The organism is Pseudaquabacterium inlustre (assembly GCF_038066595.1).
Lineage (GTDB): Bacteria > Pseudomonadota > Gammaproteobacteria > Burkholderiales > Burkholderiaceae_C > Pseudaquabacterium > Pseudaquabacterium inlustre.
Genome location: NZ_JBBUTH010000009.1, coordinates 270114 through 293798 on the forward strand (window position 1 = coordinate 270114; position 23685 = coordinate 293798).

Consider the following 23685-nt stretch of genomic DNA (forward strand, 5'->3'; position numbering starts at 1 on the left):
GGTCGATGTCTCCCTGTTCAGCCGCGGGCGGCCATGAGCTTGGCCTTGAATTGCTCCTTCGTGAGCCCGGTCTGCTGTGCGCCGATGTCCTGCATGTCCAGGCCGAAGATGCCGGCGAACTTGGCCAGGTAGTAGGCGTTGCCGCCGGCCGCGATCAACTGCAGCACGTTGCGGGCGCGGATGGCCTCGCGCTGCTGGGCATTCAGGCCGTACTTGGCGCAGTAGGCATCCTCGTCGGCCAGAAAGGCCGCGCGGTTGGCCGCGTCGTTGAACGAATAGCACATCTTGTTCAGCGCATAGCCCTTGCGGGCCATCTCGCCGTCGAAGATCACGGTGCCGGGGATGGGCGGCTCGTTGATGGACATGGCGGTCTCCGGGTGGGGTTTGTGGTGGCTCAAACCGCGCGGGAAGGCACGCCGCCCAAGCCATGACGGCAGTGTGGCTTCAGGCATGATTCAGAAAAAGACGCGTTGATCGATACAACCCATGAGTCATTTCGATCATTTGGACCTGGACGGCCACTTGCTGGGCCTGCTGCTGGCCGTGGCCGAGGAGCAGTCGGTCACGCGCGCCGCGCAGCGCCTGGGGCTGACGCAATCGGCCGTGAGCCATGCGCTGGACAAGCTGCGCGCCATCGTGGGCGACGCGCTGTTCGTGCGCTCGGGCCGCGGCATCGTGCCCACCGCGCGCGTCGAGGCCCTGGTGCAGCAGGCGCGGCTGCTGCTGGAGCAGATGCGCGGCTTTGCCACCGCGGGCGGCTTCGATGCGGGGCGCTTCGAGGGCTGCATCACCGTGGCCGCCAACGACCTGCAGCGCGATTTGCTGCTGCCGGCCTGGCTGCGCCGGCTGCGTGCCCAGGCGCCGGGGCTCGTTCTGCGCGTGATCCCCTCGGGCGTGCCCACGCCCGAGATGCTGCGCGACGGCGCCTGCCAGCTGGTGCTGAGCCCGCGCCCGCCCGAGGCCGCCGACCTGGTGCAAAAGCGCCTGTTCGAGGACCGTTACGCGGTGTTCTACGACGCCGAGCAGCGCCCTGCCCCGGCCGGCCTGGCCGACTACCTGGCGGCCGAGCATGTCACCGTGGTCTACGAGCCGCGCCGCGCGCTCGATCTGGACCAGTGGCTGGTTGAGCAGGGTGTGGCGCGGCGCTTCGTGGCCAGCGTGCCGGGCTTTGCTGGGGTGCCGGCCTTCGTGCGCGGCTCGGCCTGGCTGTGCACCGCGCCCAGCCGGCTGAGTGCGGGCCTGCTGCGCGGCCTGGCCAGCGTGGCGCCGCCCCTGCCCTGCCCCACGATGCCGATGTACGCCATCTGGCATGTGCGGCACCAGGCCGATCCGCTGCACCAGTGGCTGCGGCGCACGCTGGACGAGGTGGCCGCGGGGTTGGTGGCGGACGAAGTCTGAGCCGGATTCAGACCCGCTTGAAGAACACCGTGGTGGCGCAGTACCGGCCGTCGGGCCACAAGGCGTAGTCGGGGATCACGCCCACGCGCTGCCAGTCCAGCCGCGTGTACAGGCGCTCGGCGTCGCCGCCGGTCACGGTGTCCAGCACCAGCAGCGACTTGCCGCGCTCGCGGGCCAGCGCTTCGGCTGCGCGCATCAGGCGCTCGGCCAGGCCCTGGCGCCGGGCACGGCGGTGCACCAGCATCTTGGCCAGGTCGGCGCGGTGCGGCTGGTTGTCGGGCTGCGACAGTACCAGCTGCACGGTGCCGACGATCGCGCCGGCCGCGTCGCGGGCCACCAGCAGCGCACGCTTTCCGGCCTGCACGTCGTCGGCCACACCCTGCCAGAAGGCTTCGGCCTGCGCCGGTGTCAGATCGGCCATGAAGGACACCGAGGCGCCGCCGGCCACGCAGTCCAGCAGCACCGCGGCCAGGCCGGCCACATCGCTGCGGCTGGGCGCGGTGAGTTCGTGCACGGTGAGGGGGTCAGGCGTCATGCGGGCTCCTGCCAAGGGGTTCAGCGCGCCGGCAGCGTGGCCAGCGCCACCAGGTACTGCGCGGGCTCGCGGCCTGGGTTGTGGAAGGCGGTGGGGGCGTCCAGGCGCATGGCCAGGCAGTCGCCGGCGGCCAGGTGGTGGGTTTGCGCGCCCACGGTGACCTGCAGTTCGCCGGCGATCAGCCACACCTGCTGCTGCACGGCCGGCTCACGCGCGCCGGTCTCGTAGGCCACGCGCGCGCCGGGGGGAAAGTGCACCTGCACCAGCTGCATCACCGTGTCCACGCCGGGTGGCGTGAGGTTGCGGCGGCGGTAGCCCGAGGCCGGATCGGTCCACTCGGCCTGGTCGGCACGGCGCGCCACCGGCTGCGGCGCGGCACCCGCCGGCGGCAGCTGGAACAGCTCGGCCAGCGCCAGGCCCAGGCCATGCGCCACGCGCTCCAGCACCACCGCCGTGGGGCTGGTCTCGCCGCGTTCGATCAGCGACAGCATCGAGCGGCTGACGCCACAGCGCGCCGCCAGGCCATCGAGTGACAGGCCGGCGCCCTGGCGCAGCTGGCGCACGCGGGCGGCGATGCGGTGGTTGAGATCGGTGTCATCCATCATGTTGGAATCAATCATCCAACATGATGGATAGCGGGGTCAAGCCCTGCCGGATGCGCGGCGGCTCAGTGGGGTGCGCCCAGCAGCGCCCGCAGCGCCGAGATCACCAGCCCCAGCGTGACGAAGGAGCCCAGCGTGGCGCCCAGCATGCAGGCCGCATTCAGGGCCTGCAGGCCGTAGCGCTGGCCCAGGATCGGGTAGATGCCCAGCATCGGCGCGCCGGCCAGCACCACGCCCGCCCAGGCCAGCGACACCGGCACGCCCGGCAGGCTGAGCATCAGCGCACCGACGGCCAGCGGATGCAGCAACAGCTTGCCCGCCGCCACCGACAGCACCTGTATGCGCACGCCCTGCCCTGGCTGCAGGCCCACCAGTGCCCCACCGATGTAGAACAGCGACACGCCCGCCGAGGCGCCGGCCAGCAGCTCGATGGCCTTGTGCAGCACGGCCGGCAGCGTCAGCCCCGCATGGGTGCGCAGCGTGCCCACCAGCACGCCGGCCACCATGCCCAGCACGATGGGGTTCCTGCGCAGGCCCCAGATCGCGCTGCCGATGGCCCGGTGCATGGGCTGCTGGCGCGCCGAGGCCGAATCCGCCAGCGCCAGGCACAGCGGAATCATCAGGAAGTTCTCCACCAGCATGCACAGCGCCAGCGCCACGGCGGCCTCGTGGCCCACCAGCTGCACCGCCAGCGGAAAGCCCACGAAGGCCGAGTTGGAGCAGCACATGCCCATGGCGGTGATGGCCGCGCGCTCCCGCGGCTGGCCCTGGCTGCGCGCCCACAGCAGGCCGGCGCCCATGGCCAGCAGCGACCCCGCGGCATAGGCCAGCAGGAAGCGGCCGTTGATGACCTCCACCGGATCACGCTGGCCCAGCGTGCGCACCAGCAAGGCCGGCAGGGCGAAAAACATCACGAAGCGGCCCAGCGCGGGCAGCATGGTGCGCTCGATGCCGCCGTGGCGCACAGCCAGCCAGCCCAGGCCGATCAGCGCGAAGATCGGCCCGGTGAGGTTGACCAGTTCAAGCACCGGGCGCGGATCCCTCGGCGAACGCTTCGGTATCGACCTCGGCGGAGTTGGTGGCGTTGTAGCGCGCGCCGTGGATGGCCTGCGGTGCGAACAGTGCGTCCAGCCGGGCGATCAGGTCGGCCGACAGGCGCACACTGGCCGCGCCCAGGTTCTCGTGCAGGTGCTCGACCGAGGTGGTGCCGGGGATGGGCAGCACATGCGGGCCGCGGTGCAGCAGCCAGGCCATGGCCAGCTGGGCCGGTGTGCAGCCCGCCTCGCGCGCCAGCTCGGCGTGGCCGTCCAGCAGCTTCAGGTTGTTGGCGTAGTTGCCGGGCGTGAAGCGCGGCATCGCACGGCGGATGTCCTTGGCGTCAAAGCCGCTCACATCGCGCAATGTGCCGGTCAGGTAGGCGCGCGCCACCGGGCTGAAGGCCACGTAGGCGATGCCCAGTTCGGAACAGGCGGCCAGCGTGCCCAGCTCGGCATTGCGGCTCCACAGCGAATACTCGCTCTGCAGCGCGGCCATCGGCGCCACGGCATGGGCGCGGCGCAGCGTGGCGGTGGACACCTCGCTCAAACCCAGCGCCCGCAGCTTGCCCTCAGCCTGCAGGCGCGCCATCTCGCCCACCGAGTCCTCGATGGGCACCTGCTTGTCCCAGCGGTGCAGGTAGTACAGGTCGATCACGTCGGTGCCCAGGCGCTGCAGGCTGGCCTCGACATCGCGGCGGATGCTGGCAGGCCGGCCGTCGATCACGCGCTGCAAGGCACCGCCGGGCCCCACCGGCTGGCCGGTCATGCCGCCCTTGCTGCACAGCGTGATGCGGCTGCGGTGGGCCTTGAGCACGCGGCCGACCAGCGACTCGTTGGCACCGAAGCCGTACAGCGCCGCGGTGTCGAACAGCGTCACACCGGCATCGAGTGCCGCCAGCAGCACGCGCTCGCCCTGCTCGGCCGACACCGGCGCGCCATAGGCATGGCTGAGGTTCATGCAGCCCAAGCCAATGGCCGAGACCTCGAAGGCGCCGATGCGCCGCTGGGGCAGTGCCATTGCGTTCAGCCCGCGTTGAGCTGCTGCTCGAGCTGGTGCAGCACCTGGTAGCAGGGCAGCACCTGGGCCACGCTGCCATTGGGCTCGCGGCCCTCGGCTATTGCCGAGAAGAACTCGCGGTCCTGCAGCTCGATGCCATTCATCGACACCGCCACCTTGGACACGTCGATCTTCTCTTCCTTGCCGTTGAACAGGTCGTCGTAACGCGCGATGTACGTGCCCGTGTCGCCGATGTAGCGGAAGAAGGTGCCCAGCGGGCCGTCGTTGTTGAAGCTCAAGCTCAGCGTGCAGATCGCGCCGTTGGCGGCCTTGAGCTGGATGCTCATGTCCATCGCGATGCCCAGCGTCGGATGGATCGGGCCCTGGATGGCATTGGCCTTCACGATGGGGCTGCCGGCCTGGTAGGCGAACAGGTCCACCGTGTGCGCGGCGTGGTGCCACAGCAGGTGGTCGGTCCAGCTGCGCGGCTGGCCCAGCGCGTTCATGTTGGTGCGGCGGAAGAAATAGGTCTGCACATCCATCTGCTGGATGTTGAACTCGCCGGCCTTGATCTTGTGGTTCACCCACTGGTGGCTGGGATTGAAGCGGCGGGTGTGGCCGCACATGGCCACCTTGCCGGTCTCGCGCTGCACCTGCAGCACTTCCTCGCCCTCGGCCAGCATGTCGCACAGGGGGATCTCCACCTGAACATGCTTGCCGGCCTTCATGCAGGCGATGGCCTGCTGCGCGTGCATCTGCGTGGGCGTGCACAGGATCACCGCATCCACCTCGGGCAGCGCCAGGCTGTCGGCCAGGTCGGTGCTGACATGGCCGATGCCGTACTTGGCGGCCACTTCCCTGGTCTTGTCGAGATCACGGCTGACGAGCGAGACGACCTCGACGCCCGCGATGTTCTTGATGCCGTCCAGGTGCTTGATGCCGAAGGCGCCGGCGCCGGCGAGTGCGACTTTGATGGTCATGTCAGTTGTTCTCCAGAATCAGATGGCCCACCGCAGTGTTGCTGGCAGGCACGTGATAGAAGCGGTGCTTGACCGTGGGCTTGGGGCCGCCGGCCACATCGGCCATCGCGCCGCGGGCGATCAGCCACATCACCAGCTCGATGCCCTCGCTGCCGGCCTCGCGCACGTAGTCGATGTGCGGCACCTGGCTGCAGGCCTGCGGGTCGGCGATCATCTGGTCGAGCCAGGCGTTGTCCCACTCGCGGTTGATCAGGCCGGCGCGCGCGCCCTGCAGTTGGTGGCTCATGCCGCCGGTGCCCCAGATCTGCACGTTCAGGTCTTCGTCGAAGCTCTCCACCGCGCGGCGGATGGCCTGGCCGAGTGCGAAGCAGCGCTTGCCCGAAGGCACCGGATATTGCACCACGTTGACCGCGAACGGGATCACCTTCACCGGCCAGGCTTCGGGCTGGCCGAACATCAGCGACATCGGCACCGTGAGGCCGTGATCCACGTCCATCTTGTTCACGATGGTCAGGTCGAACTCGTCCTGGATGACGCTGTGGGCGATGTGCGAGGCCAGCTCGGGATGGCCCTGCACCACCGGCACCGGGCGCGGGCCCCAGCCTTCGTCGGCCGGCTTGAACTCGGCCGCGCAGCCGATGGCAAACGTCGGGATCAGCTCCAGGCTGAAGGCCGTGGCATGGTCGTTGTAGACCAGGAACACCACGTCGGGCCGGTTGTCCTTCATCCACTGCTTGCTGGGCTCGTAGCCCTTGAACAGCGGCTGCCAGTACGGGTCGCTGCTCTTGCCCAGGTCGAGCGCGGCGCCGATGGCCGGCACGTGCGAGGTGTAGACGCTGGCGGTGATCTTGGCCATCAGGCTTGTTCCTTGTTCGATTGCGTGGCGGCCTTCTCGCCGATGTAGCGGTTGCCTTCGGCCGAGCGGCCGCCGGCCAGCATCATGGCGGCGTACTGTTCCTGGGTCATGCCGGTCATGCTGGCGGCCATGTACTGGAAGCTCTTGCCATCGGTGGCGCCGATCTTGGCCAGGAAGTAGATGTTGCCGCCGGCGGCGATGCAGCGGTTCAGGTCGCGCGTCAGCACGCCCTGCTTCTGCTCCTCGGTCATCGGCCACTGGTCGAGGTAGGCACGTTCATCGGCCTTGAAGCGCTCGCGGTTGTCGGCCTTCATCAGGCTCATGCAGAACTGGTTGAGCCAGTAGCCCTTGCGCGACTGCTCGGCATCGAAGATGGTGGTGCCGGGGATGTCCTTGTACGGCTTGTCGAGTGCCATCGCGGCCTCCTTGTGGGTGCTTGTAGTGGGTCAGCGTGTGCAGGCGAAGCTGGCGGCGGCGTTGACATCGCCGCTGCCCTGGTAGCGCGGCCAGGCCGGCCATTCGCACAGTGGGCGGGCGCGCTGCACGGTGAAGGGTGCCTTGGGTGCCTGCTCCACCAGTTGCAGGCCGGCCGGGGCGCGGCCCTTCTCCACCCAGTCGGCCAGGGCCTGCAGCATGTCCACCTGCGACGGCGCACCGCTGCCCACATGGTCGACGCCGGGCGCGGTGTACAGGCGCAGGAACTCGGCCGTCTTGCCCGCGCCCATGCGGGCCTGCACCGATTCGACATAGCCGATGCCGGCGTACGGGCTCTGCGCGTAGTCGGCCATGTTCTCCAGCACGATCAGCTTGCCGCCGCGGGCATGGAAGGCCGACAGGTCGGGGTTGGTGGCGTCCATCAAAGCCGACACCTCGCGCACGCGGGCGGCGTACTTCTCTGGCGTGACCTGGCGCGGGTCGATCTTGGGGTCGCGCGCGTACACGTACTGCAGCGCACCGGCGCCGTACACCCAGGCGATGCTGTTGTCGGCCGCGGGCGGCACGGCCGGCGGTGCCTTGCCCAGCCACCAGCTCAGCCAGCCGCCGGTGGGGCCGTAGCTGGTGGTGTTCTCGCCCGAGACGCCCCAGCCGGGGTAGTCGGTCAGGCCGTTGGCCAGTGTGAACGGGAACCGGTACGGCGAATGCAGGGCCTGCACCGCCTTGACCTGGGCATCGCTGAGGCAGTTGTCGCTGGCCGGCGCGCCGCCGCTGGTCTGGCAGCGCAGGCGGCTGACGTCGAAACGCCCGCGGCAGCCCGCCGCGTCACTGACGATGCCATCGGCCACGCCGTCGGCGGCGTCGCAGGCGGCCAGCACGGCCTCGTGCACCAGCTTCACCTGGGCCGGGCGGATCCAGCCGCCGTCCATCGTGGCGATGCCGTTGCGCGCGCCGGCAAACTGCAGGCCGGTCCAGTGCAGCACCGGCACGCGGCTGAAGATGCCGTCAAAGTCGGCCGGGTAGCGCTGGGCCATCATCAGACCCTCGCGCCCGCCCTCGCTGCTGCCCACGAAGTACAGCTTGTCCGGCGCGCGGCCATAGGCCTGGCCCATCACCGCCACAGCCACATCGCGCACCTTCTTGTACGAGGCGTGGAAGAAGTTCAGCGCCGCCTCGTCGTTCAGCGCAAAGGCCTGGGGTGCCTCGCCGGGCTTGGTCTGGTGGCCCGAATCGGTGCCGTAGGTGACATAGCCCCGGGCCAGCGGCGCCGGTTGGTCGAAGCGCGCCGCAGGCAGCAGGCCCAGGCCGGTGATCAGCGTGCCATTGAAGCCGCCACCGCCGTACTGCACCGAGCGGCCGTTCCATTGCGCCGGCAGGTTGATCTGGAACTGGATCGGTGGCGCCTTCAAATCCACCGGCGCGATCTGGCCCAGCACCTTGCAGTAGGCCGGCGTGGCCGGGGTGATCAGCGCCGCGGGCGTGGGCCCGCGTTCGGCCACGGCGATGGGCGCGGCCGATTGCCAGCTGGCCGAGTCGATGCGCGCCGGACCGCTGGCCAGCTTGGCGCTGGCGCCGATCTGGCCCGGTTCGATGATCTGGCCGGCCAGACTGCGGCAGGTGTCCGCCACGTTGCGCATCGGCGCCGTGGCGCCGGCCGTCGCCGGGGTGCTGTCGGGCTTGGACGACATCCAGGAACAGCCCGCCAACGTGGCGGCTGCGGCGGCTACAGCGGTGGTGGCAATCAGTCGGTGGGCCATGCTTGTCTCCTGAAATGGTCCTGTTGTGTCGAACGCTGCGAGGTCACTGACCCCACCCAGCAGTCGCCGCGGAACCGGCTTCGCCGGGCCGCTGGCGGCGCCCCCTGGGGGGACGCGGCGAAGCCGCTTCGGGGGGAGTCAAAGTTCAGGCCAGTACAGGCGCATCGGGTTGTCGACCAGCAGCTTGCGTTGCAGCTCGGCCGTGGGGGCAATGTGCGGGATGAAGTCGACCAGCAGGCCGTCGTCGGGCATGTGGTCCTTCAGGTTGGGGTGCGGCCAGTCGGTGCCCCACAGCACGCGGTCGGGGAACTCTTCCACCACCTTGCGCGCAAACGGCACGACATCGCGGTAGGCCGCCTGCTCGCCGTTCAGCGCCTTGGGACCGGTGACGCTCAGACGTTCGGGGCAGCTGACCTTGCTCCACACGTTGGGATGCTGGCGCATGAACTTCAGGAACAGCTGGAACTCCGGGCCGTCGATGGGCTTGCTGACATCCGGCCGGCCCATGTGGTCGACCACCACGGTGGTGGGCAGCGCGGTGAAGAAGTCCCACAGCTCGGGCAGGTCCACCGCCTCGAAATAGATCACCACATGCCAGCCCAGCTGGGCGATGCGGCCGGCGATCTCCATCAGCTCGTCCTTGGGCGTGAAGTCGACCAGGCGCTTGACGAAATTGAAGCGCACGCCACGCACGCCGGCGGCGTGCAGCTGCTGCAGCTCGTCATCGGTGATGCTGCGCCGCACGGTGGCCACGCCGCGCGCCTTGCCGCCGCTGGCGAGACAGGCATCGACCATGGCGCGGTTGTCGGCGCCGTGGCAGGTGGCCTGCACGACCACGTTGCGCGCAAAGCCCAGGTGGTCGCGCAGCGCGAACAGCTGCGCCTTGCTGGCGTCACACGGCGTGTACTTGCGCTCGGGCGCATACGGGAACTCGGCGCCGGGGCCGAACACGTGGCAGTGCGCATCCACCGCGCCGGCGGGCAGCTGGAACCTGGGCTTGGCGGGGCCGGTGTACCAGTCCAGCCAGCCGGCGGTCTTGGTGAAGTCACCCGAGGTGGGCTTGTCGTTGGCTTGGCTCATGGGGGTCAATCCTTCTTTGAATTCACGTGGGCCAGGATGCGGTCGGCCTCGGTGCGCCAATCGGCGCTGCGGGCGAAGCCGGCCGCACCCCGGGTGCCGAACAGGCCGGCATCGCCCAGGTCGGCCACCCAGGCCTGGCGCTCGGCCGTGCCGCTGGCGCTCCAGGGCGTGAGCCCGGCGTCCTTCACCGTCTCGGCCACTTCGCGCACCTCTTCGCTGCGGCGCCGGCCATGCTCGATGACGCGCTGGAAGAAGTAGGCCGCCTGCTTCTCCCAGTCGATGCCGGGAAAGGTCTCGACCAGGCTGGCCACCACCGCGTCTTCCACACCGTAGTGGCGCGCGGCGGTGAAGCTCTCGATGACCATGGCCTCCAGGCCCTTGATCATCACGCTGCGGCACATCTTGGTGGCGCTGGCCACGCCCAGGCGCTCGCTGGCCAGCTTGCTGGCAAAGCCCAGCGCATTGATCAGCGGGCTGAGCTCGGCGGCCGAGGCGCCGCCCAGCAGCAGCGGCACCCTGATGCGGTACGGCGGGATGCTGGTCATCACCGCGCCTTCCACGTAGCGCCCCCCTGCCCCGTCGATCAGCGCGGCCGCGCGCTGCTTGGCGCCGGGCGAGGCCGAGTTGAAGTCGAGGAAAAAGGCGCCGCGGGCGATGTGCGGCGCGCAATCGGCGGCCACCGGCACGGCCTGGCTGGCGGTGACGGCGCTGACGATGAAGTCACTGCCCGCCGCCAACTCGGCGGCCGATGCGGCCAGCACCACGCCGTGCTGTGCGGCATGGCTGCGCAGCGGCTCGCGAACCTCAGAGGGGGCCGGGCTGGCCAACTTCAGGTCCCAGGCGCTGACTGCCACGCCCTGGACGCGCAGGTCCTCGGCCAGGATCTTGCCCACCTCGCCGTAGCCGACGAGGCCCACACGCCATTGCTTGGGATCGGTGTTCATGCTCGGTTCAATCCGGGGTGATCTTGGCGGCGCGGATCAGCCGCTCGTAGCGCGCATGCTCGGCCTTCAGGTGGGCGGCAAAAGCCTCCTGCGTGGCCGGCGCCACCTCGCCGCCCACGGCGGCCAGGCGGTCCTTGATGTCCTGCGTGGCCAGCGCGCGTTGCACGGCGCCGTGCAGTTGCGCCACCTTGTCCCTGGGCATCGCCGCCGGCCCCATCAGGCCGTACCACACCGAGGCCTCGAAGCCGGGATAGCCGCTCTCGGCGATGGTCGGCACATCGGGCAGCGTGGCGGCGCGGCTGGCGCTCAGCACCGCCAGCACGCGCAGCTTGCCGCTGCGCGCGTGCGGCAGCACCTCCAGCGCATTGACGGCCAGCACCGGCACCTGGCCACCGATGACATCGGTGATGGCCTGGGCACCGCCCTTGTAGGGCACGTGGAACAGGTCGATGCCCGCCGCGCGGGTGAACAGTTCCACCGCCAGATGCGGCGTGGCGCCGTTGCCCGGCGTGGCGTAGTTGATGGTGTTGGGCTTGCCCTTGGCGGCCGCCACCAGTTGCGCCAGCGTCTGGTAGGGCGAAGCCGGGTTCACCGCGATGACCACCGGCACCCGGCCCACCAGCGAGATGGCCACCAGATCCCGTTCGGCATCGAAAGGTTGCGGCTGGTACAGCGCCATGTTGGCGGCCACGGCATTGGCCGCCATCAGCAGCGTGCTGCCATCGGCCGGCGCGTCGATGGTGGCCTTGATCGCCAGGTTGCTGCCGGCGCCGGGCTTGTTGTCGACGATGAAGAGGAGGCCCAGGTCGGCCTGCAGGCGCTGGGCGATGGCACGCGCGATCACGTCCACCGCGCCACCGGCGCCATAGCCCACCAGGATCTTCACCGGCTTGCCACCGGCCTGGGCCGAAGCCAGGCCCGGGATGGCCGCAGCCGTGGCCGACAGCAGCAGGGAGCGGCGATCAACGCGGGTCATCGCTGCGCTCGTTCAGTCGATGTACTTCAGGCCGGCGGCGGCCAGCGGCTCGCGCATCTTGTACATGTCCAGGCCCAGCACACCGCTGGCCAGCTTCTCGCGCTTGGCGCCTTCGTTGGCCTCGCGGGCCTGCGCGGCGGCAAGCGTCTCCTCGGCCTTGGCGCGCGGCACGCAGACCACGCCGTCGTCGTCGGCCACGATCACGTCGCCGGGCGTCACCCACATGCCGGCGCACACCACCGGGATGTTCACCGAGCCCAGCGTGGCCTTGATCGTGCCCTTGCTGCTGATGGCCTTGCTCCACACCGGGAAGTTCATCTCCTTCAGCGTCTTGACGTCGCGCACGCCAGCGTCGATGACAAGCGCACGCGCACCGCGGGCCTGGAAGCTGGTGGCCAGCAAGTCGCCGAAGTAGCCGTCGGTGCACTCGGCCGTGATCGCGGCCACCACGATGTCGCCCGGCTGGATGGCTTCAGCCACCACATGCATCATCCAGTTGTCACCGGGGTGCAGCAGCACGGTCACGGCCGTGCCCGAGACCTGCGCGCCCGGGAAGATCGGCCGCATGTAGGGCTTGAGCAGGCCCACGCGGCCCATGGCCTCGTGCACCGTGGCGCTGCCCAGGGCCGCCAGCGCGTCGGCGGTGGCGCGGTCGGTGCGGGTGATGTTGCGGTAGACGACACCGAGTTCGTACATGGCTTGGTTCCTAACTTGGTTGGCGGGCGACGGCGTGAAGCGGCATCAGCCAGCGGTCACAGGCCCTTGCTTTTCAGGTGCTTGTCAAGACGGCCGAACACGCGGCGGGCATTGCCCTCGTACACCTGCTGCTTCTGCTCTGCGGTCAGCAGCGTGCTGGCCTCGATGTAGCGCTTGGTGTCGTCGTAGTAGAAGCCGGTCTCGGGGTCGATGCCGCGCACCGCGCCGATCATCTCGCTGGCGAACAGGATGTTGTCCACCGGGATCACCTTGGTCAGCAGGTCGATGCCCGGCTGGTGGTACACGCAGGTGTCGAAGAAGATGTTGTTCAGCAGGTGGTCTTTCAGCAGCGGCTTCTTCAGCTCCTGCGCCAGGCCACGGAAACGGCCCCAGTGGTAGGGCACGGCACCGCCGCCATGCGGGATCAGGAACTTCAGCGTCGGGAAGTCCCTGAACAGGTCCGAGGTCAGGCACTGCATGAAGGCCGTGGTGTCGGCATTCAGGTAGTGGGCGCCGGTGGTGTGGAAGCAGGCGTTGCAGCTGGTGCTGACGTGGATCATCGCCGGGATGTCGTACTCCACCATCTTCTCGTAGATGGGGTACCAGCTCTTGTCGGAGAGCGGCGGCGAGGTCCAGTGGCCGCCCGACGGATCGGGGTTCAGGTTGATGCCGACGTTGCCGTACTGCTCCACGCACTTCACCAGCTCGGGGATGCAGGTGGCCGGGTCCACGCCGGGGCTTTGCGGCAGCATCGCGGCCGGGATGAAGTGGTCGGGGAACAGCTGGCTCACGCGGTAGCACAGCTCGTTGCAGATCGCCGCCCAGGTGCTGGAGACATTGAAGTCGCCGATGTGGTGGGCCATGAAGCTGGCGCGCGGGCTGAAGATGGTCAGGTCGCTGCCGCGCTCCTTCATCTTCGCCAGCTGGTTCAGCTCGATGCTCTCGCGCAGTTCGTCGTCACTGATCTTCAGGTCGCTCACCTTGGGCATCAGGGCGGGATCCTTGATGCCGGCGATCTGCTGGTTGCGCCAGTTCTCCAGCGCCTTGGGCGCCGTGGTGTAGTGGCCGTGGACGTCGATGATCATGCGGTGCCTCGCGGGGTGGTGGCGGGGTGGAAAGGAAGAGAGAGAGAACGCGTGTTTCGCGGTGGTGTTGTGCTGGTGGCGCTCAGGCCGCGTCCATGCCGTGGCGGTGCTTGGCCGCCGTGGCCTCGGGCCCGGCCATGAAGGCCAGCCAGGCGCGCACGGCCTCGGCCTGCGTGCTGTCGGCGCACACGGCGCCCGAGAAGATGGTGTCGATCTGGATCGCGGGCGGCAGCGGGCCGACGACGTCGATGCCCGGCAGCGCGATCAGCTCGCTGAGTTGCTGGAAGCCCAGCGCGATCTCGCCCTTGGCCACCAGCGAGCCCACCGGCACACCCGGCGGCGGCGTGACGATGCGCGGTGCGATCTGCTGGGCAATGCCCCAGCGCTCGAACAGCCTGGCCAGGGCCACACCGCTGGGGCCTGTGGAATAGCCCAGGCTGGGCGCGGCCAGCACGGCGGCGCGCACGCTGTCTTCGCTGCTGAGGTCGGGCCGCGTCGCGCCGGCCGGCACGGCCACGGCCACGCCGGAGCGGGTGAGATCGGTCTTGCTGCCCGGCAGCAGGCGGCCGGCGGCCATCAGCTTGTCGATGGCATCCGAGGCCAGGATGACCACGTCGAAGGACTCGCCGGCGAGCACGCGCTTGGCGGCATCCACGCCCCCCACCGACTCCACCGCCACGGCCTCGCCGCTGCGCTGCTGCCAGGCGGCGGCCAGTTCGGCCAGGATGGCCCGCGTGGCCATCGACGAGATGCCGCGCAAGGCGGCGCTGGACGGGGTGCTGGACATGGCGCGGGCGGCAGGGCAACCGCCGAGACTGATCGGGATGGGCGCATTCTTGTCCCGTCAGACCCAACATCCCAGGCATGGCTGGCGATAGCAGCTATGCCCAATTGGCAAGGTCATACACCGAAGTAGGCTCAGTTGAGCGCCGGGCCGCCCCAAGCCAACTGAGCACCCGCCCGGCGGGTGGGCGCCGTACCCGGCGACCGGGTGCACCAGTTACCCCGGTTGCGATTGCGCCGCGGCGCCCTGCGGCAGGCTGCGCGCCAGCTCCACCAGCAGGCGGGTGGTCTGGCGCATCAACGGGCTGGCGCGCTTGTGCGCCGACGCCGCCAGGCACAGCACCGTGGCCAGGCGCGGTTCCACCAGCGGGCGCACGCGCAGCTGGTCGGCCCGGCCCGAGGCCGTCACCGCGCTGGCGTGCAGCACGGCATGGCCGTAACCGGCGCACACCAGCTCGACGATGGCGGCGATGCTGGACACCTCCCAGCCGATCTCCAGCCGCACACCGGCCAGCGCGGCCTGGGTTTCCAGCAGCCGGCGGATGGCATGGCCGCGCTCGGGCACGATCAATGGGTAGCGCGACAACTGGCGCAGCGGTGCACTGCCGGCGCCCTCGCCCCCCGGGCTGCCGGCCTCGGCTGGCGACACCAGGCACAGCGGTTCCTCGAGCACCGGCGTGATCTCGAGTGCCGGCTGGGCCTCGGGGTTGTACATCAGGCCCACGTCCACCCGGCCGGTGGTGATCCACTCGACGATGTGGCTGGACAGGCCTTCGACGATGGCCAGCCGGCCCTGGGGGCAGCGGCGCCGGAAGGCGTCCACCAGCGGCAACGTGAGCTGGCGGCTGAGCGTGGGCGGCAGGCCCACGGTGATGCGGCCGGTGGGCTCGTCGCGCGAGGCGCCCATGTCGCTGCGCGCGGCGGCCACCGATTGCAGGATGGACTTGCCATGCTCGAACAGGCGCTGGCCGGCCTCGGTGAGCGTGACGCCGCGGCCGTTGCGCAGCAGCAGGGTCTCGCGCAGGTCGGTTTCCAGCGCGCGCACCTGGCGGCTGAGCGCGGGCTGGGCGATGTCCAGCACCAAAGCGGCCTTGCTGAAGCTGCCCAGTTCGGCCACGTGCACGAAGTATTCGAGTTGCTTGAGGTTCACGGCGAAGGGGATTGTCCCGCAGCCGACGCGCCGCCCCGTCGGGCACCTGGATACTCAGGCGACCCGCCACCCTGCCCCGCCCCGCCATGCACTACGACGCCTCCACCCGCGACCACGGCCTGCCGCACGACCCGTTCAAGGCCCTGGTGGCGCCACGCCCCATCGGCTGGATCGGCACGGTGGACAAGCAGGGCCGGCGCAACCTGGCGCCCTACAGCTTCTTCAACGGCATCAGCGACCGGCCACCGATGGTGATGTTCTCGTCGGGCGGCGTGAAGGACAGCTTGCGCAACGTGCTGGAGACCGGCGAGTTCACCTGCTCGCTGGCCACGATGGCGCTGAAGGACGCGATGAACCTCAGCTCGGCGCCGGTGAAACCTGGCGTCGACGAGTTCGCGTTGGCTGGTTTGACGCCGGCACCCTCGCGCTTCATCGCCGCGCCGCGCGTGGCCGAGGCGCCGGCGGCGCTGGAATGCAAGCTGTGGCAGACCATCGAGTTGCCGCCGCACAAGCCGGGCGCGGCGTCGAGCTACACGCTGGTGATCGGCCAGGTGGTGGGCATCTACATCAACGAGTCGTACATCCGCGACGGCCGCTTCGACATCGCCGCCACCGAGCCGTTGCTGCGACTGGGCTACATGGACTACGCGGCGGTGGGGCCGGCGCAGATCTTCGAGATGAACCGGCCGTTGGCGAGTGACGATGGGTTGAATGCCGTGGTGCCGGCTGCCGGGTGGGATGGGGTGTATCGCTGAGGGTTCTTGTGGCTTGGTTTGCGTGCGTTGACCGAGCGAGCGATCGGCCCGGGCAGCGGGCGCATCGGGCCGACGGAAGCGGTCGCCTGCGGCGACTGCGCTGCGGTGCTCGACCCGAGGGCGCGCCGTACATTTAGCTCCGCCAGCCTGCGGCTGGCTGCGCACAGGTCCGGCGAGTCAGTTTGTCGAAGCGTGATTCGGCTGCGCCGCCTCCCGCCGCCCTCGGGCCTGCGCGCCTCGCCGCTTCCCACGGCCCGACGCACCCGCTGCCCGGGCCGAACGCCCGCACCACCATGGCATGCGTACATGGCCGAGGCAAAGCCTCAAATGATCAAGCGCCAACATGGTGGAGGAGCATCGGGCCACACCACGACGCCTCGCAAAGCCGCGGGCGGGCAGGCTGTGGCGGGCCTGTGAAGCGCCGGTGATGAATGGATTGGCGGCCGGCGCGCCGCAGGCGCGCATCGACCTTCTGACTCGCCGGACCTGTGCGCAGCCGGCCGCAGGCCGGCGGAGCTAAAGGTACGGCGCGGCCGACAAGCCGTTCAGCGCCGGGAAGTCGGCCCTGTGGGCCGACCGCTTCAGCGGCCCGCCACAGCCTGCCCGCCCGCGGCTTTGATGCACAGAAGACCGCAAGTAGCAGTCGTTACTGCTTGCGAACGACCACGCTCCCCACCGAATACCCCGCCCCAAACGAGCAAATCACCCCAAGATCACCCGAAACCAAGTCCGCACGGTGATGGTGGAACGCGATGATCGAGCCCGCCGACGCCGTGTTGGCGTATTCGCTCAGGATGATCGGCGCCAGGTCGTCGCCTACCTCGCCACCCACCAGCCGCTTGATCACCAACTGGTTCATGCCCAGGTTGGCCTGGTGCAGCCAGAAGCGCCGCACCTGCTGCGGCTTGAAGCCCAGCGTGGCCAGGTGCTTCTCGATGTGCGCCGCGGCCATCGGCACCACGTCCTTGAACACCTTGCGGCCCTCCTGCATGAAGGTCTTGTCGCGGGCGTCGGGGTCGGTGTCCTCGCAGCGGTTCATGAAACCGGCGTTGTTGCGGATGTTGTTGCTGTACTGCGTGGCGAGCTTGGTGCCCAGCACCTGCCAGCGCTCGGCCGAGCGGGCGGTGTCGGCCGCTTCCACGATGATGGCCGTGCACACATCGCCGAAGATGAAGTGGCAGTCGCGGTCGCGCCACTCCAGGTGGGCCGAGGTGATCTCGGGGTTCACGATCAGCACGCGCTGCGCGCAGCCGGTGCGCACCGCATTCACGGCCTGCTCGATCGCGAAGGTGGCGGATGAGCACGCCACGTTCATGTCGAAGCCGAAGCCGCCAGCGCCCACCGCGGCCTGGATCTCGCAGGCCATCGCCGGGTAGGCGCGCTGCATGTTGGCCGCGGCGCAGTACACCGCGTCGATCTCGCCGGCCTCGACGTTGGCGGCCACCAGGGCCTTGGCCGCGGCATCGCGGGCAATCTCGGCCATCAGCGAGATCTGCTCATCGGGCCGCGGCGCAAATCGCGGCTTCATGCGCGTGGGGTCGAGCACGCCGTCCTTCTCGATGACGTAGCGCTGCTTGATGCCCGAGGCCTTCTCGATGAATTCCACGCTGGAATGCACCAGCGCCTGGCGCTCGCCAGCGGCAATGGCCGCCGCGTGCTTCTCGTTCTGCAGGTCGGCGTAGGCGTTGTAGGAAGCCACCAATTCGGCGTTGGTGATCACATGGGGCGGCCGGTACAGGCCGGTGCCGGAGATGACGACGTCTTTCATCCCGGCAGTGTAGGCCGCCGCTGCCAGCGCGCCACCCGGGACGGCCCGCATCGGCGTCCCCGCGCAAGGCGTCTGATCTGGGCCAAAACCAGGGTGAAATCACTGTCCAGGGCCCCAGCCCGTGCCACCTGCGTGTCAGGTCGCCGCAATGCGGCCGGCCTAAGCTGTGCCTTTCCCGAACCCCTGTTCGACACCCCTGCCGAGGAGACATCCATGAGCCTGCCCCGAGACATCTTCGTCGTATCCGCCGCCCGCTCCGCCATCGGCACCTTCGGCGGATCGCTGAAGGACACCGCGCCCACCGACCTGGCCACGCTGATCGTCAAGGCCGCGCTCGAGCGCTCGGGCGTGGCGCCCGACCAGGTGGGCCACCTGGCCATGGGCACCGTGGTCACCACCGAGCCGCGTGACTGCTACCTCAGCCGCCTGGCCGCCGTGAACGCCGGCCTGCCCAAGGAGACGCCGGCCTTCAACGTCAACCGCCTGTGCGGCTCGGGCCTGCAGGCCATCGTGTCGGCCGCCCAGGCCATCGCGCTGGGCGATGCCGAGGTGGCCGTCGGCGCCGGCTGCGAGGTGATGTCGCGCGGTGCCTACCTGGTGCCCTCGGCCCGCTTCGGCGCGCGCATGGGCGACACGCCGATGATCGACCTGATGGTCGGCGCGCTGCACGATCCCTTCCACAAGATCCACATGGGCATCACCGCCGAGAACGTGGGCGAGCAGTTCGGCATCAGCCGCCAGCAGATGGACGAGCTGGCGGTGGAAAGCCACCGCCGCGCCGCCGCGGCCATCGCCGCCGGCCGCTTCAAGGAGCAGATCGTCCCGGTGATGCTCAAGACCCGCAAGGGCGAAGTGGCCTTCGACACCGACGAGCATGTGAAGGCCGACACCACGATGGAGACGCTGGCCAAGATGCGCCCGGCGTTCAAAAAGGACGGCGCGGTGACGGCCGGCAACGCCTCGGGCATCAACGACGGCGCCGGCGCCGTGGTGATGGCCTCGGGCGACGCGGTCAAGGCCCAGGGCCTGAAGCCCATGGCTCGCCTGGTGGGCTATGCCCACGCCGGCGTCGAGCCCACCATCATGGGCATCGGCCCGGTGCCGGCCACCCGCAAGGTGCTCGAGCGCACCGGCCTGTCGATCAAGGACCTGGACGTGATCGAGAGCAACGAGGCCTTCGCGGCCCAGGCCTGCGCGGTGGTCAAGGAACTGGGCCTCGACCCGGCCAAGGTCAACCCCAACGGCTCTGGCATCTCGCTGGGCCACCCGATCGGCGCCACCGGCGCGGTCATCACCACCAAGGCCATCTACGAACTGCACCGCACCGGCGGCCGCTATGCGCTGGTGACCATGTGCATCGGCGGCGGCCAGGGCATTGCCGCGATCTTTGAACGGGTCTGATCCAGGCTGACCCTGACGCTGGCGCTACAGCCGGCGCCACACGGGGCAGGTAAGCTTGCTGCAACGCAGCACAGCTGCCTGCCCCGATTCCATTTCACTCACCAGGAGCACACATGAGCATTCAAACCGTCGGCATCATCGGCGCCGGCACCATGGGCAACGGCATCGCGCAGGTCTGCGCGCAAAGCGGCCTGAACGTGGTGATGATCGACGTGGCGCAGGCCGCGGTGGACAAGGGCCTGGCCACCATCGCCGGCAGCTTCGACCGCCTGATCAAGAAGGACAAGCTCACGGTGCCCGAGAAGGAAGCGGCGCTGGCCCGCATCCAGGCCGGCACCGACTATGCCGCGCTGGCCGCCTGCCCGCTGGTGATCGAGGCCGCCACCGAGAACGAAGGCCTGAAGCGCAAGATCCTGGCCCAGCTGGATGCGCTGCTGCCGGCCGAGGCCATCATCGCCACCAACACCAGCTCGATCTCGATCACCAAGCTGGCCGCCGCCACCTCGCGCCCTGACCGCTTCATCGGCATGCACTTCTTCAACCCGGTGCCGATGATGGCCCTGGTGGAGATCATCCGCGGCCTGGCCACCAGCGACGCCACGCATGACGCGGTCAAGGCCATGGCCGAGGCCCTGGGCAAGACGCCGATCAGCGTGAAGAACGCGCCCGGCTTCGTCGTCAACCGCATCCTGATCCCGATGATCAACGAGGCCTTCTTCGTGCTGGCCGAGGGCGCGGCCACGGCCGAGGACATCGACGCCGGCATGAAGCTGGGCTGCAACCAGCCGATCGGCCCGCTGGCGCTGGCCGACATGATCGGCCTGGACGTGTGCCTGGCGGTGATGGAGGTCTACGTGAACGAGTTCGCCGACTCCAAGTACCGCCCGGCGCCGCTGCTGAAGGAAATGGTGGCCGCCGGCTGGCTGGGCCGCAAGACCGGGCGCGGCGTGTACCGCTACTGAGGATCGGCCGGCGCGCCGGCCGGCCCGCTGCGCAACGTCTGCAGCGCCCACAACGCCGTCTCGTAGTCATGCAGGCGCAGCGGCCGCGACAGCGTGGCCGCCTGCGCACTGCCCCAGCGCTGCACGATCTGGGCCTCCAGTGACCGGTGCAGCGCCCCGGCACGGAAATCGGCGGCCGACAGCAGCGCCTGCAGCGCGTCCAGCCGCTCGTCCAGCGCGGCGGCATCGGCCGGTGTCGCGACGCTCTGCGCAGCGGCCCCTGCCGCATGAACACCCAGCACCGGCTGCTCCTGGGCTTGAGCTTGAGCCTGCTGCTGGCGCTGCAGGCGCTCGATCACCGCCGTGACCAGCATCGCCAGGTCGTCCTGCAGCACCTGCAGGGCCTGCAGCACGCCGCCGTCGGGCGGCGCGTCCTCGGTCTGCGCCCCCAGCCGGGCCTCGATGGCGCGGCACTGCAGCGCCACGCCGCTGGCCCCCACGGCCCCGCAGGCACCGCGCAGCGAGTGCAGCAACTGGCGCACCTCGCCCCAGGCCTCGCGCTGCACCGCGTCGTCCAGGCCGGCGATGCCGTCGCCGTAGTGCTCGGTGAACTGCCGCAGCACCCGCTCGTAGACCGCGGTGCGCCCCGGCAGGTACATCAGCGCCTGGCTCATCGTCAGCCCGGGGATGCCGGCGAACGGGTCGTCGGCCGGTGCCGCCACCGTAGCCCCGGGCCCGGCGTCCGCCACGGCAATGGCGCTGCGGGCGTCGGGCTGGCGTTCGCGCAGCGGCAGCCAGCGGTCGAGCATCGCGTACATCAGCACCGGATCGACCGGCTTGGCCAGGTGGTCGTCCATGCCGGCGTCCAGGCAGGCCTGGCGGTCGTCGCCGAAGGCGTTGGCGGTCATCGCCAGGATCGGCGTGCGGGCATGGGCCGGCTGCAGCCGGATCTGCCGCGTGGCCGACAGACCGTCCACCTCGGGCATCTGCATGTCCATCAGGATCAGGTCGTAGTGGCCGGCGGCGGCCAGCCGCACGGCCTCGGCGCCATTGCCGGCCACGTCCACGGTCAGGCCGGCCGCGCGCAGCAGTTCGCCAGCCACCTCCTGGTTGATCACGTTGTCCTCGGCCAGCAGCACGCGCGCACCCTGGTGGCGGGCACGCAGCTGGTGCTCGTGGCGGGCACGCACCTCGGCCAGGCCCTCGGTGGCCAGGGCCGGCGGCTCGGCCGGCAGCCCGCCCGAGCCGGCACTGAGCGCGGCCGGCTCGAAGCGGGCGGTGAACCAGAACTCGCTGCCCTGCCCCAGCGTGCTGTGCACGCCCACGTCACCGCCCATCAGCTCGGCCAGGCGCCGCGTGATCGCCAGCCCCAGGCCGGTGCCGCCGAAGCGCCGCGTCGTCGACGCATCGGCCTGCTCGAAGGCGTTGAACAGCTGGCCGATGCGGTCGGCCGGCACGCCAATGCCGGTGTCGCGCACGGTGAAGCGCAGCAGCACGCCGCCATCGTCGCCCGGCGGGCCCTCGGGCGCGCAGCACAGCTCGATGCGGCCATGGTCGGTGAACTTCACCGCATTGCTCATCAGGTTCAGCAGCGCCTGCGACACCCGCGTCGGGTCGCCACGCAGCACCGTGGGCAGACCATCGGCCTGCACCTGCAGCACCAGGCCCTTGCCGCGCACGCGGTCGCCCACCAGCGCGCACACCCGCGACAGCAGCGCGCCGATGGCGAAATCGGTCTGCGCGATGCGCAGCTTGCCGGACTCGATCTTCGACAGGTCGAGCACGTCGTTGATCACGTCCAGCAGGTGGTGGGCTGCCGCCGACACCTTGTCCAGCCGCGCCTGCGAGACCTCGTCGCGCAGGTCGCGCTGCATCAGGTGCGTGAGGCCGATGATGGCGTTCATCGGCGTGCGGATCTCGTGGCTGACATTGGCCAGGAACGAGGTCTTGGCGCGGCTGGCCTGCTCGGCACGGTCGCGGGCTGCCACCAACTGCTCGTTCAGCGCCGACAGGCGCGTCTCGCTGGCCTTGATGACCGTGATGTCGGAGGCCAGCACGAACACGCCCGCCACCCGGCCATCGGGCAGGCGGTCGGGCACGAAATGCACCCAGAAGTTGCGCGGATTGCCCTCGCCGTCGACGTAGATGTCCTGCCACTGCTGGGGCACGCCGGTGCAGGCCGCGGCAAAGGCCTCGCGGCCGCGCTCGAAGGCATGGGCGTTCAGCACCTGGTCGCGGCGCAGGCCCACGATCTCGCGGCCGTCGGGCGTAAACCACTGCCGGTAGGGCTTGTTGGCGAAGCGGCAGATGCCCAGCGGATCCCAGTAGCACACCATGTCCGGCAGGTTGTCGGCCACCGAGCGCAGGAAGCGATCGCTGGCCAGGCGCGCCGACATGGCCTCCTCCAGCGCGCGGGTGCGCTCGGCCACCTGCCGCTCCAGCTGGGCCTGGTGCTCGGCCAGCTGCTCCTGCGCGCGCTTGTGCTCGCTGATGTCGTTGATCACCGACACCACATGGTCGGGCCCGCCGGCCGGATCGCGCACCATCGAGCTGGTGCGTGACACCCACAGCGTGCTGCCGTCGGCGCGCAGAAAGCGCTTCTCGACGGTGATGCTATCGGTCTCGCCGTCCAGCAAGCGCTGCATGGCCAGCGCATCACCGCGCCGGTCGTCGGGGTGGGTGAGCAGGCGGAAATCCATGCGCAGCAGCTGTTCGCGGCTGTAGCCGGTCAGTGCGCACAGGCGTGGGTTGATGCTGATCCAGCCGCCGTCGAGCCGGTTCTCGGCGATGCCCACGGCTGGCGTCTCGAACACCGCACGCCGGCGCGCCTCGTTCTCGCCGGCGCGCTGCGCCAGCTGGTGCCGGGCGGTGGTTTCCTCGCCCAGCAGCAGCGCGCCACCGCCGGCCAGCGGCCGTACACGCAGCGCAAACCGCCGCTCGGCCAGGCCCTGCTGCCCGATGAACTCGATCTCGCCGGCGCGGTCGGTGGCATGGTCGTCGGCGGGCTCCGCGACCTCCGCTTGGGCAGCACCGGCCGGGCCGGCCAGGGCCTGCGCCACCTGATCGGCCCAGCGCAGCGCATCCATGCGCGCCACCGTGGCGTCCGCGCCCAGGCTGCGGCAGGCGGCCACGTAGTCCAGGCCCAGTGCGCCGCCGAGCGGGGCCGCACCGGGCTGGCCATCGTCGCCGCTGGCCCAGCGGCGCCAGCCGGGATGCACGGCCACGATGCGGCCCTCGGCATCCAGCAGCGCGGCCGGCCGGTCCAGGGCGTCCAGCAGGGCCTGCCGGGCGGCCTGGGCTTCATGTGTGCCCCGGTCGCCCGACCCGCCGGCACCGCGCTGCCAGGCCAGCACCGCACCCACGGCCACCGCCACGCCCACGCCAGCCATCATGCTGACACCGCCCAGCGGCGCGCCGAAATACAGCAGCGCCAGCAGGGCGGCCGCAAAGACCCCCGTGATGGCGAACCAGTGGCGTGCGATCCGGACTGCGACCGTCATCGGCGAACG

Annotated in this window: 22 protein-coding genes; 4 read left to right on the forward strand and 18 right to left on the reverse strand. The window is 70.0% G+C overall.

What is annotated here, in order from left to right; genetic code table 11:
* Nucleotides 1-17: 17 nt before the first annotated feature.
* A complete protein-coding gene (locus AACH10_RS18685) occupies nt 18-365 on the reverse strand; it encodes a protocatechuate 4,5-dioxygenase subunit alpha (protein ID WP_341411999.1) in 348 nt (115 codons plus the stop codon).
* A gap of 112 nt (nt 366-477) precedes the next feature.
* On the opposite strand from AACH10_RS18685, the gene AACH10_RS18690 reads away from it, so the two are divergent.
* A complete protein-coding gene (locus tag AACH10_RS18690; RefSeq protein WP_423228634.1) occupies nt 478-1398 on the forward strand; it encodes a LysR family transcriptional regulator in 921 nt (306 codons plus the stop codon).
* 7 nt (nt 1399-1405) lie between these two features.
* Here the strand turns inward: AACH10_RS18690 and AACH10_RS18695 are convergent, their stop codons facing one another.
* The 15 genes from AACH10_RS18695 to AACH10_RS18765 all read right to left on the reverse strand — a co-directional run bounded on the left by AACH10_RS18695 (nt 1406) and on the right by AACH10_RS18765 (nt 15311).
* Nucleotides 1406-1933, reverse strand: a complete 528-nt coding sequence (locus AACH10_RS18695; protein WP_341412001.1) for a GNAT family N-acetyltransferase — start codon at nt 1931-1933, stop codon at nt 1406-1408.
* A 20-nt stretch (nt 1934-1953) separates the two neighbouring features.
* Nucleotides 1954-2535, reverse strand: coding sequence for a helix-turn-helix domain-containing protein (locus tag AACH10_RS18700; protein ID WP_341412002.1), 582 nt, complete (start codon nt 2533-2535; stop codon nt 1954-1956).
* 65 nt (nt 2536-2600) lie between these two features.
* Nucleotides 2601-3563 (reverse strand): AEC family transporter, encoded by a 963-nt coding sequence (locus AACH10_RS18705; protein ID WP_341412003.1) that lies wholly within the window; start codon nt 3561-3563, stop codon nt 2601-2603.
* Nucleotides 3556-4590, reverse strand: a complete 1035-nt coding sequence (locus AACH10_RS18710; protein WP_423228626.1) for an aldo/keto reductase — start codon at nt 4588-4590, stop codon at nt 3556-3558. The genes AACH10_RS18705 and AACH10_RS18710 overlap by 8 nt, the downstream gene beginning before the upstream one ends.
* Nucleotides 4591-4595: 5 nt before the next feature.
* The gene (locus AACH10_RS18715) at nt 4596-5549 is read right to left on the reverse strand and encodes a Gfo/Idh/MocA family oxidoreductase (protein ID WP_341412004.1); all 954 of its coding nucleotides are present in this window, start codon (nt 5547-5549) and stop codon (nt 4596-4598) included.
* Nucleotide 5550: 1 nt separating this feature from the next.
* Complete coding sequence (locus tag AACH10_RS18720) at nt 5551-6405, reverse strand: class III extradiol dioxygenase subunit beta (protein WP_341412005.1); 855 nt, start codon at nt 6403-6405, stop codon at nt 5551-5553.
* Nucleotides 6405-6821 (reverse strand): protocatechuate 4,5-dioxygenase subunit alpha, encoded by a 417-nt coding sequence (gene ligA / locus AACH10_RS18725; RefSeq protein WP_341412006.1) that lies wholly within the window; start codon nt 6819-6821, stop codon nt 6405-6407. Before ligA ends, AACH10_RS18720 begins: the two co-directional genes overlap by 1 nt.
* 30 nt (nt 6822-6851) lie before the next feature.
* Nucleotides 6852-8597 carry a tannase/feruloyl esterase family alpha/beta hydrolase gene (locus AACH10_RS18730; RefSeq protein ID WP_341412007.1) on the reverse strand — a complete coding sequence of 582 codons (1746 nt, stop codon included), beginning with the start codon at nt 8595-8597 and terminating at the stop codon, nt 6852-6854.
* A 138-nt stretch (nt 8598-8735) separates the two neighbouring features.
* Nucleotides 8736-9677 carry an amidohydrolase family protein gene (locus AACH10_RS18735; protein ID WP_341412008.1) on the reverse strand — a complete coding sequence of 314 codons (942 nt, stop codon included), beginning with the start codon at nt 9675-9677 and terminating at the stop codon, nt 8736-8738.
* A gap of 5 nt (nt 9678-9682) precedes the next feature.
* Nucleotides 9683-10621, reverse strand: a complete 939-nt coding sequence (locus tag AACH10_RS18740; RefSeq protein WP_341412009.1) for an NAD(P)-dependent oxidoreductase — start codon at nt 10619-10621, stop codon at nt 9683-9685.
* A gap of 7 nt (nt 10622-10628) precedes the next feature.
* Nucleotides 10629-11597 (reverse strand): Bug family tripartite tricarboxylate transporter substrate binding protein, encoded by a 969-nt coding sequence (locus AACH10_RS18745; protein WP_341412010.1) that lies wholly within the window; start codon nt 11595-11597, stop codon nt 10629-10631.
* A gap of 12 nt (nt 11598-11609) precedes the next feature.
* The gene (ligK, locus tag AACH10_RS18750) at nt 11610-12293 is read right to left on the reverse strand and encodes a 4-carboxy-4-hydroxy-2-oxoadipate aldolase/oxaloacetate decarboxylase (RefSeq protein WP_341412011.1); all 684 of its coding nucleotides are present in this window, start codon (nt 12291-12293) and stop codon (nt 11610-11612) included.
* Between the two features lie 56 nt (nt 12294-12349).
* Nucleotides 12350-13378, reverse strand: coding sequence for an amidohydrolase family protein (locus AACH10_RS18755; protein WP_341412012.1), 1029 nt, complete (start codon nt 13376-13378; stop codon nt 12350-12352).
* Nucleotides 13379-13460: 82 nt separating this feature from the next.
* Complete coding sequence (locus AACH10_RS18760) at nt 13461-14165, reverse strand: substrate-binding domain-containing protein (protein WP_341412013.1); 705 nt, start codon at nt 14163-14165, stop codon at nt 13461-13463.
* Nucleotides 14166-14378: 213 nt separating this feature from the next.
* The gene (locus AACH10_RS18765) at nt 14379-15311 is read right to left on the reverse strand and encodes a LysR family transcriptional regulator (RefSeq protein ID WP_341412014.1); all 933 of its coding nucleotides are present in this window, start codon (nt 15309-15311) and stop codon (nt 14379-14381) included.
* Nucleotides 15312-15397: 86 nt separating this feature from the next.
* Between AACH10_RS18765 and AACH10_RS18770 the strand changes: the two genes are divergently transcribed.
* Entirely contained in the window at nt 15398-16066 is a 669-nt protein-coding gene (locus AACH10_RS18770) for a flavin reductase family protein (RefSeq protein ID WP_341412015.1), read from the forward strand.
* 646 nt (nt 16067-16712) lie between these two features.
* Here AACH10_RS18770 and AACH10_RS18775 read toward each other — a convergent pair.
* Entirely contained in the window at nt 16713-17834 is a 1122-nt protein-coding gene (locus AACH10_RS18775) for a beta-ketoacyl-ACP synthase III (protein ID WP_341412016.1), read from the reverse strand.
* 213 nt (nt 17835-18047) lie between these two features.
* On the opposite strand from AACH10_RS18775, the gene AACH10_RS18780 reads away from it, so the two are divergent.
* Together AACH10_RS18780 and AACH10_RS18785 are read left to right on the forward strand one after the other, a co-directional pair.
* Nucleotides 18048-19235 (forward strand): acetyl-CoA C-acyltransferase family protein, encoded by a 1188-nt coding sequence (locus AACH10_RS18780; RefSeq protein WP_341412017.1) that lies wholly within the window; start codon nt 18048-18050, stop codon nt 19233-19235.
* Between the two features lie 113 nt (nt 19236-19348).
* The gene (locus AACH10_RS18785) at nt 19349-20197 is read left to right on the forward strand and encodes a 3-hydroxybutyryl-CoA dehydrogenase (RefSeq protein WP_341412018.1); all 849 of its coding nucleotides are present in this window, start codon (nt 19349-19351) and stop codon (nt 20195-20197) included.
* Here the strand turns inward: AACH10_RS18785 and AACH10_RS18790 are convergent.
* Complete coding sequence (locus tag AACH10_RS18790) at nt 20191-23676, reverse strand: PAS domain S-box protein (protein ID WP_341412019.1); 3486 nt, start codon at nt 23674-23676, stop codon at nt 20191-20193. The two genes, AACH10_RS18785 and AACH10_RS18790, sit on opposite strands and share 7 nt — an antisense overlap.
* Between the last annotated feature and the right edge of the window lie 9 nt (nt 23677-23685).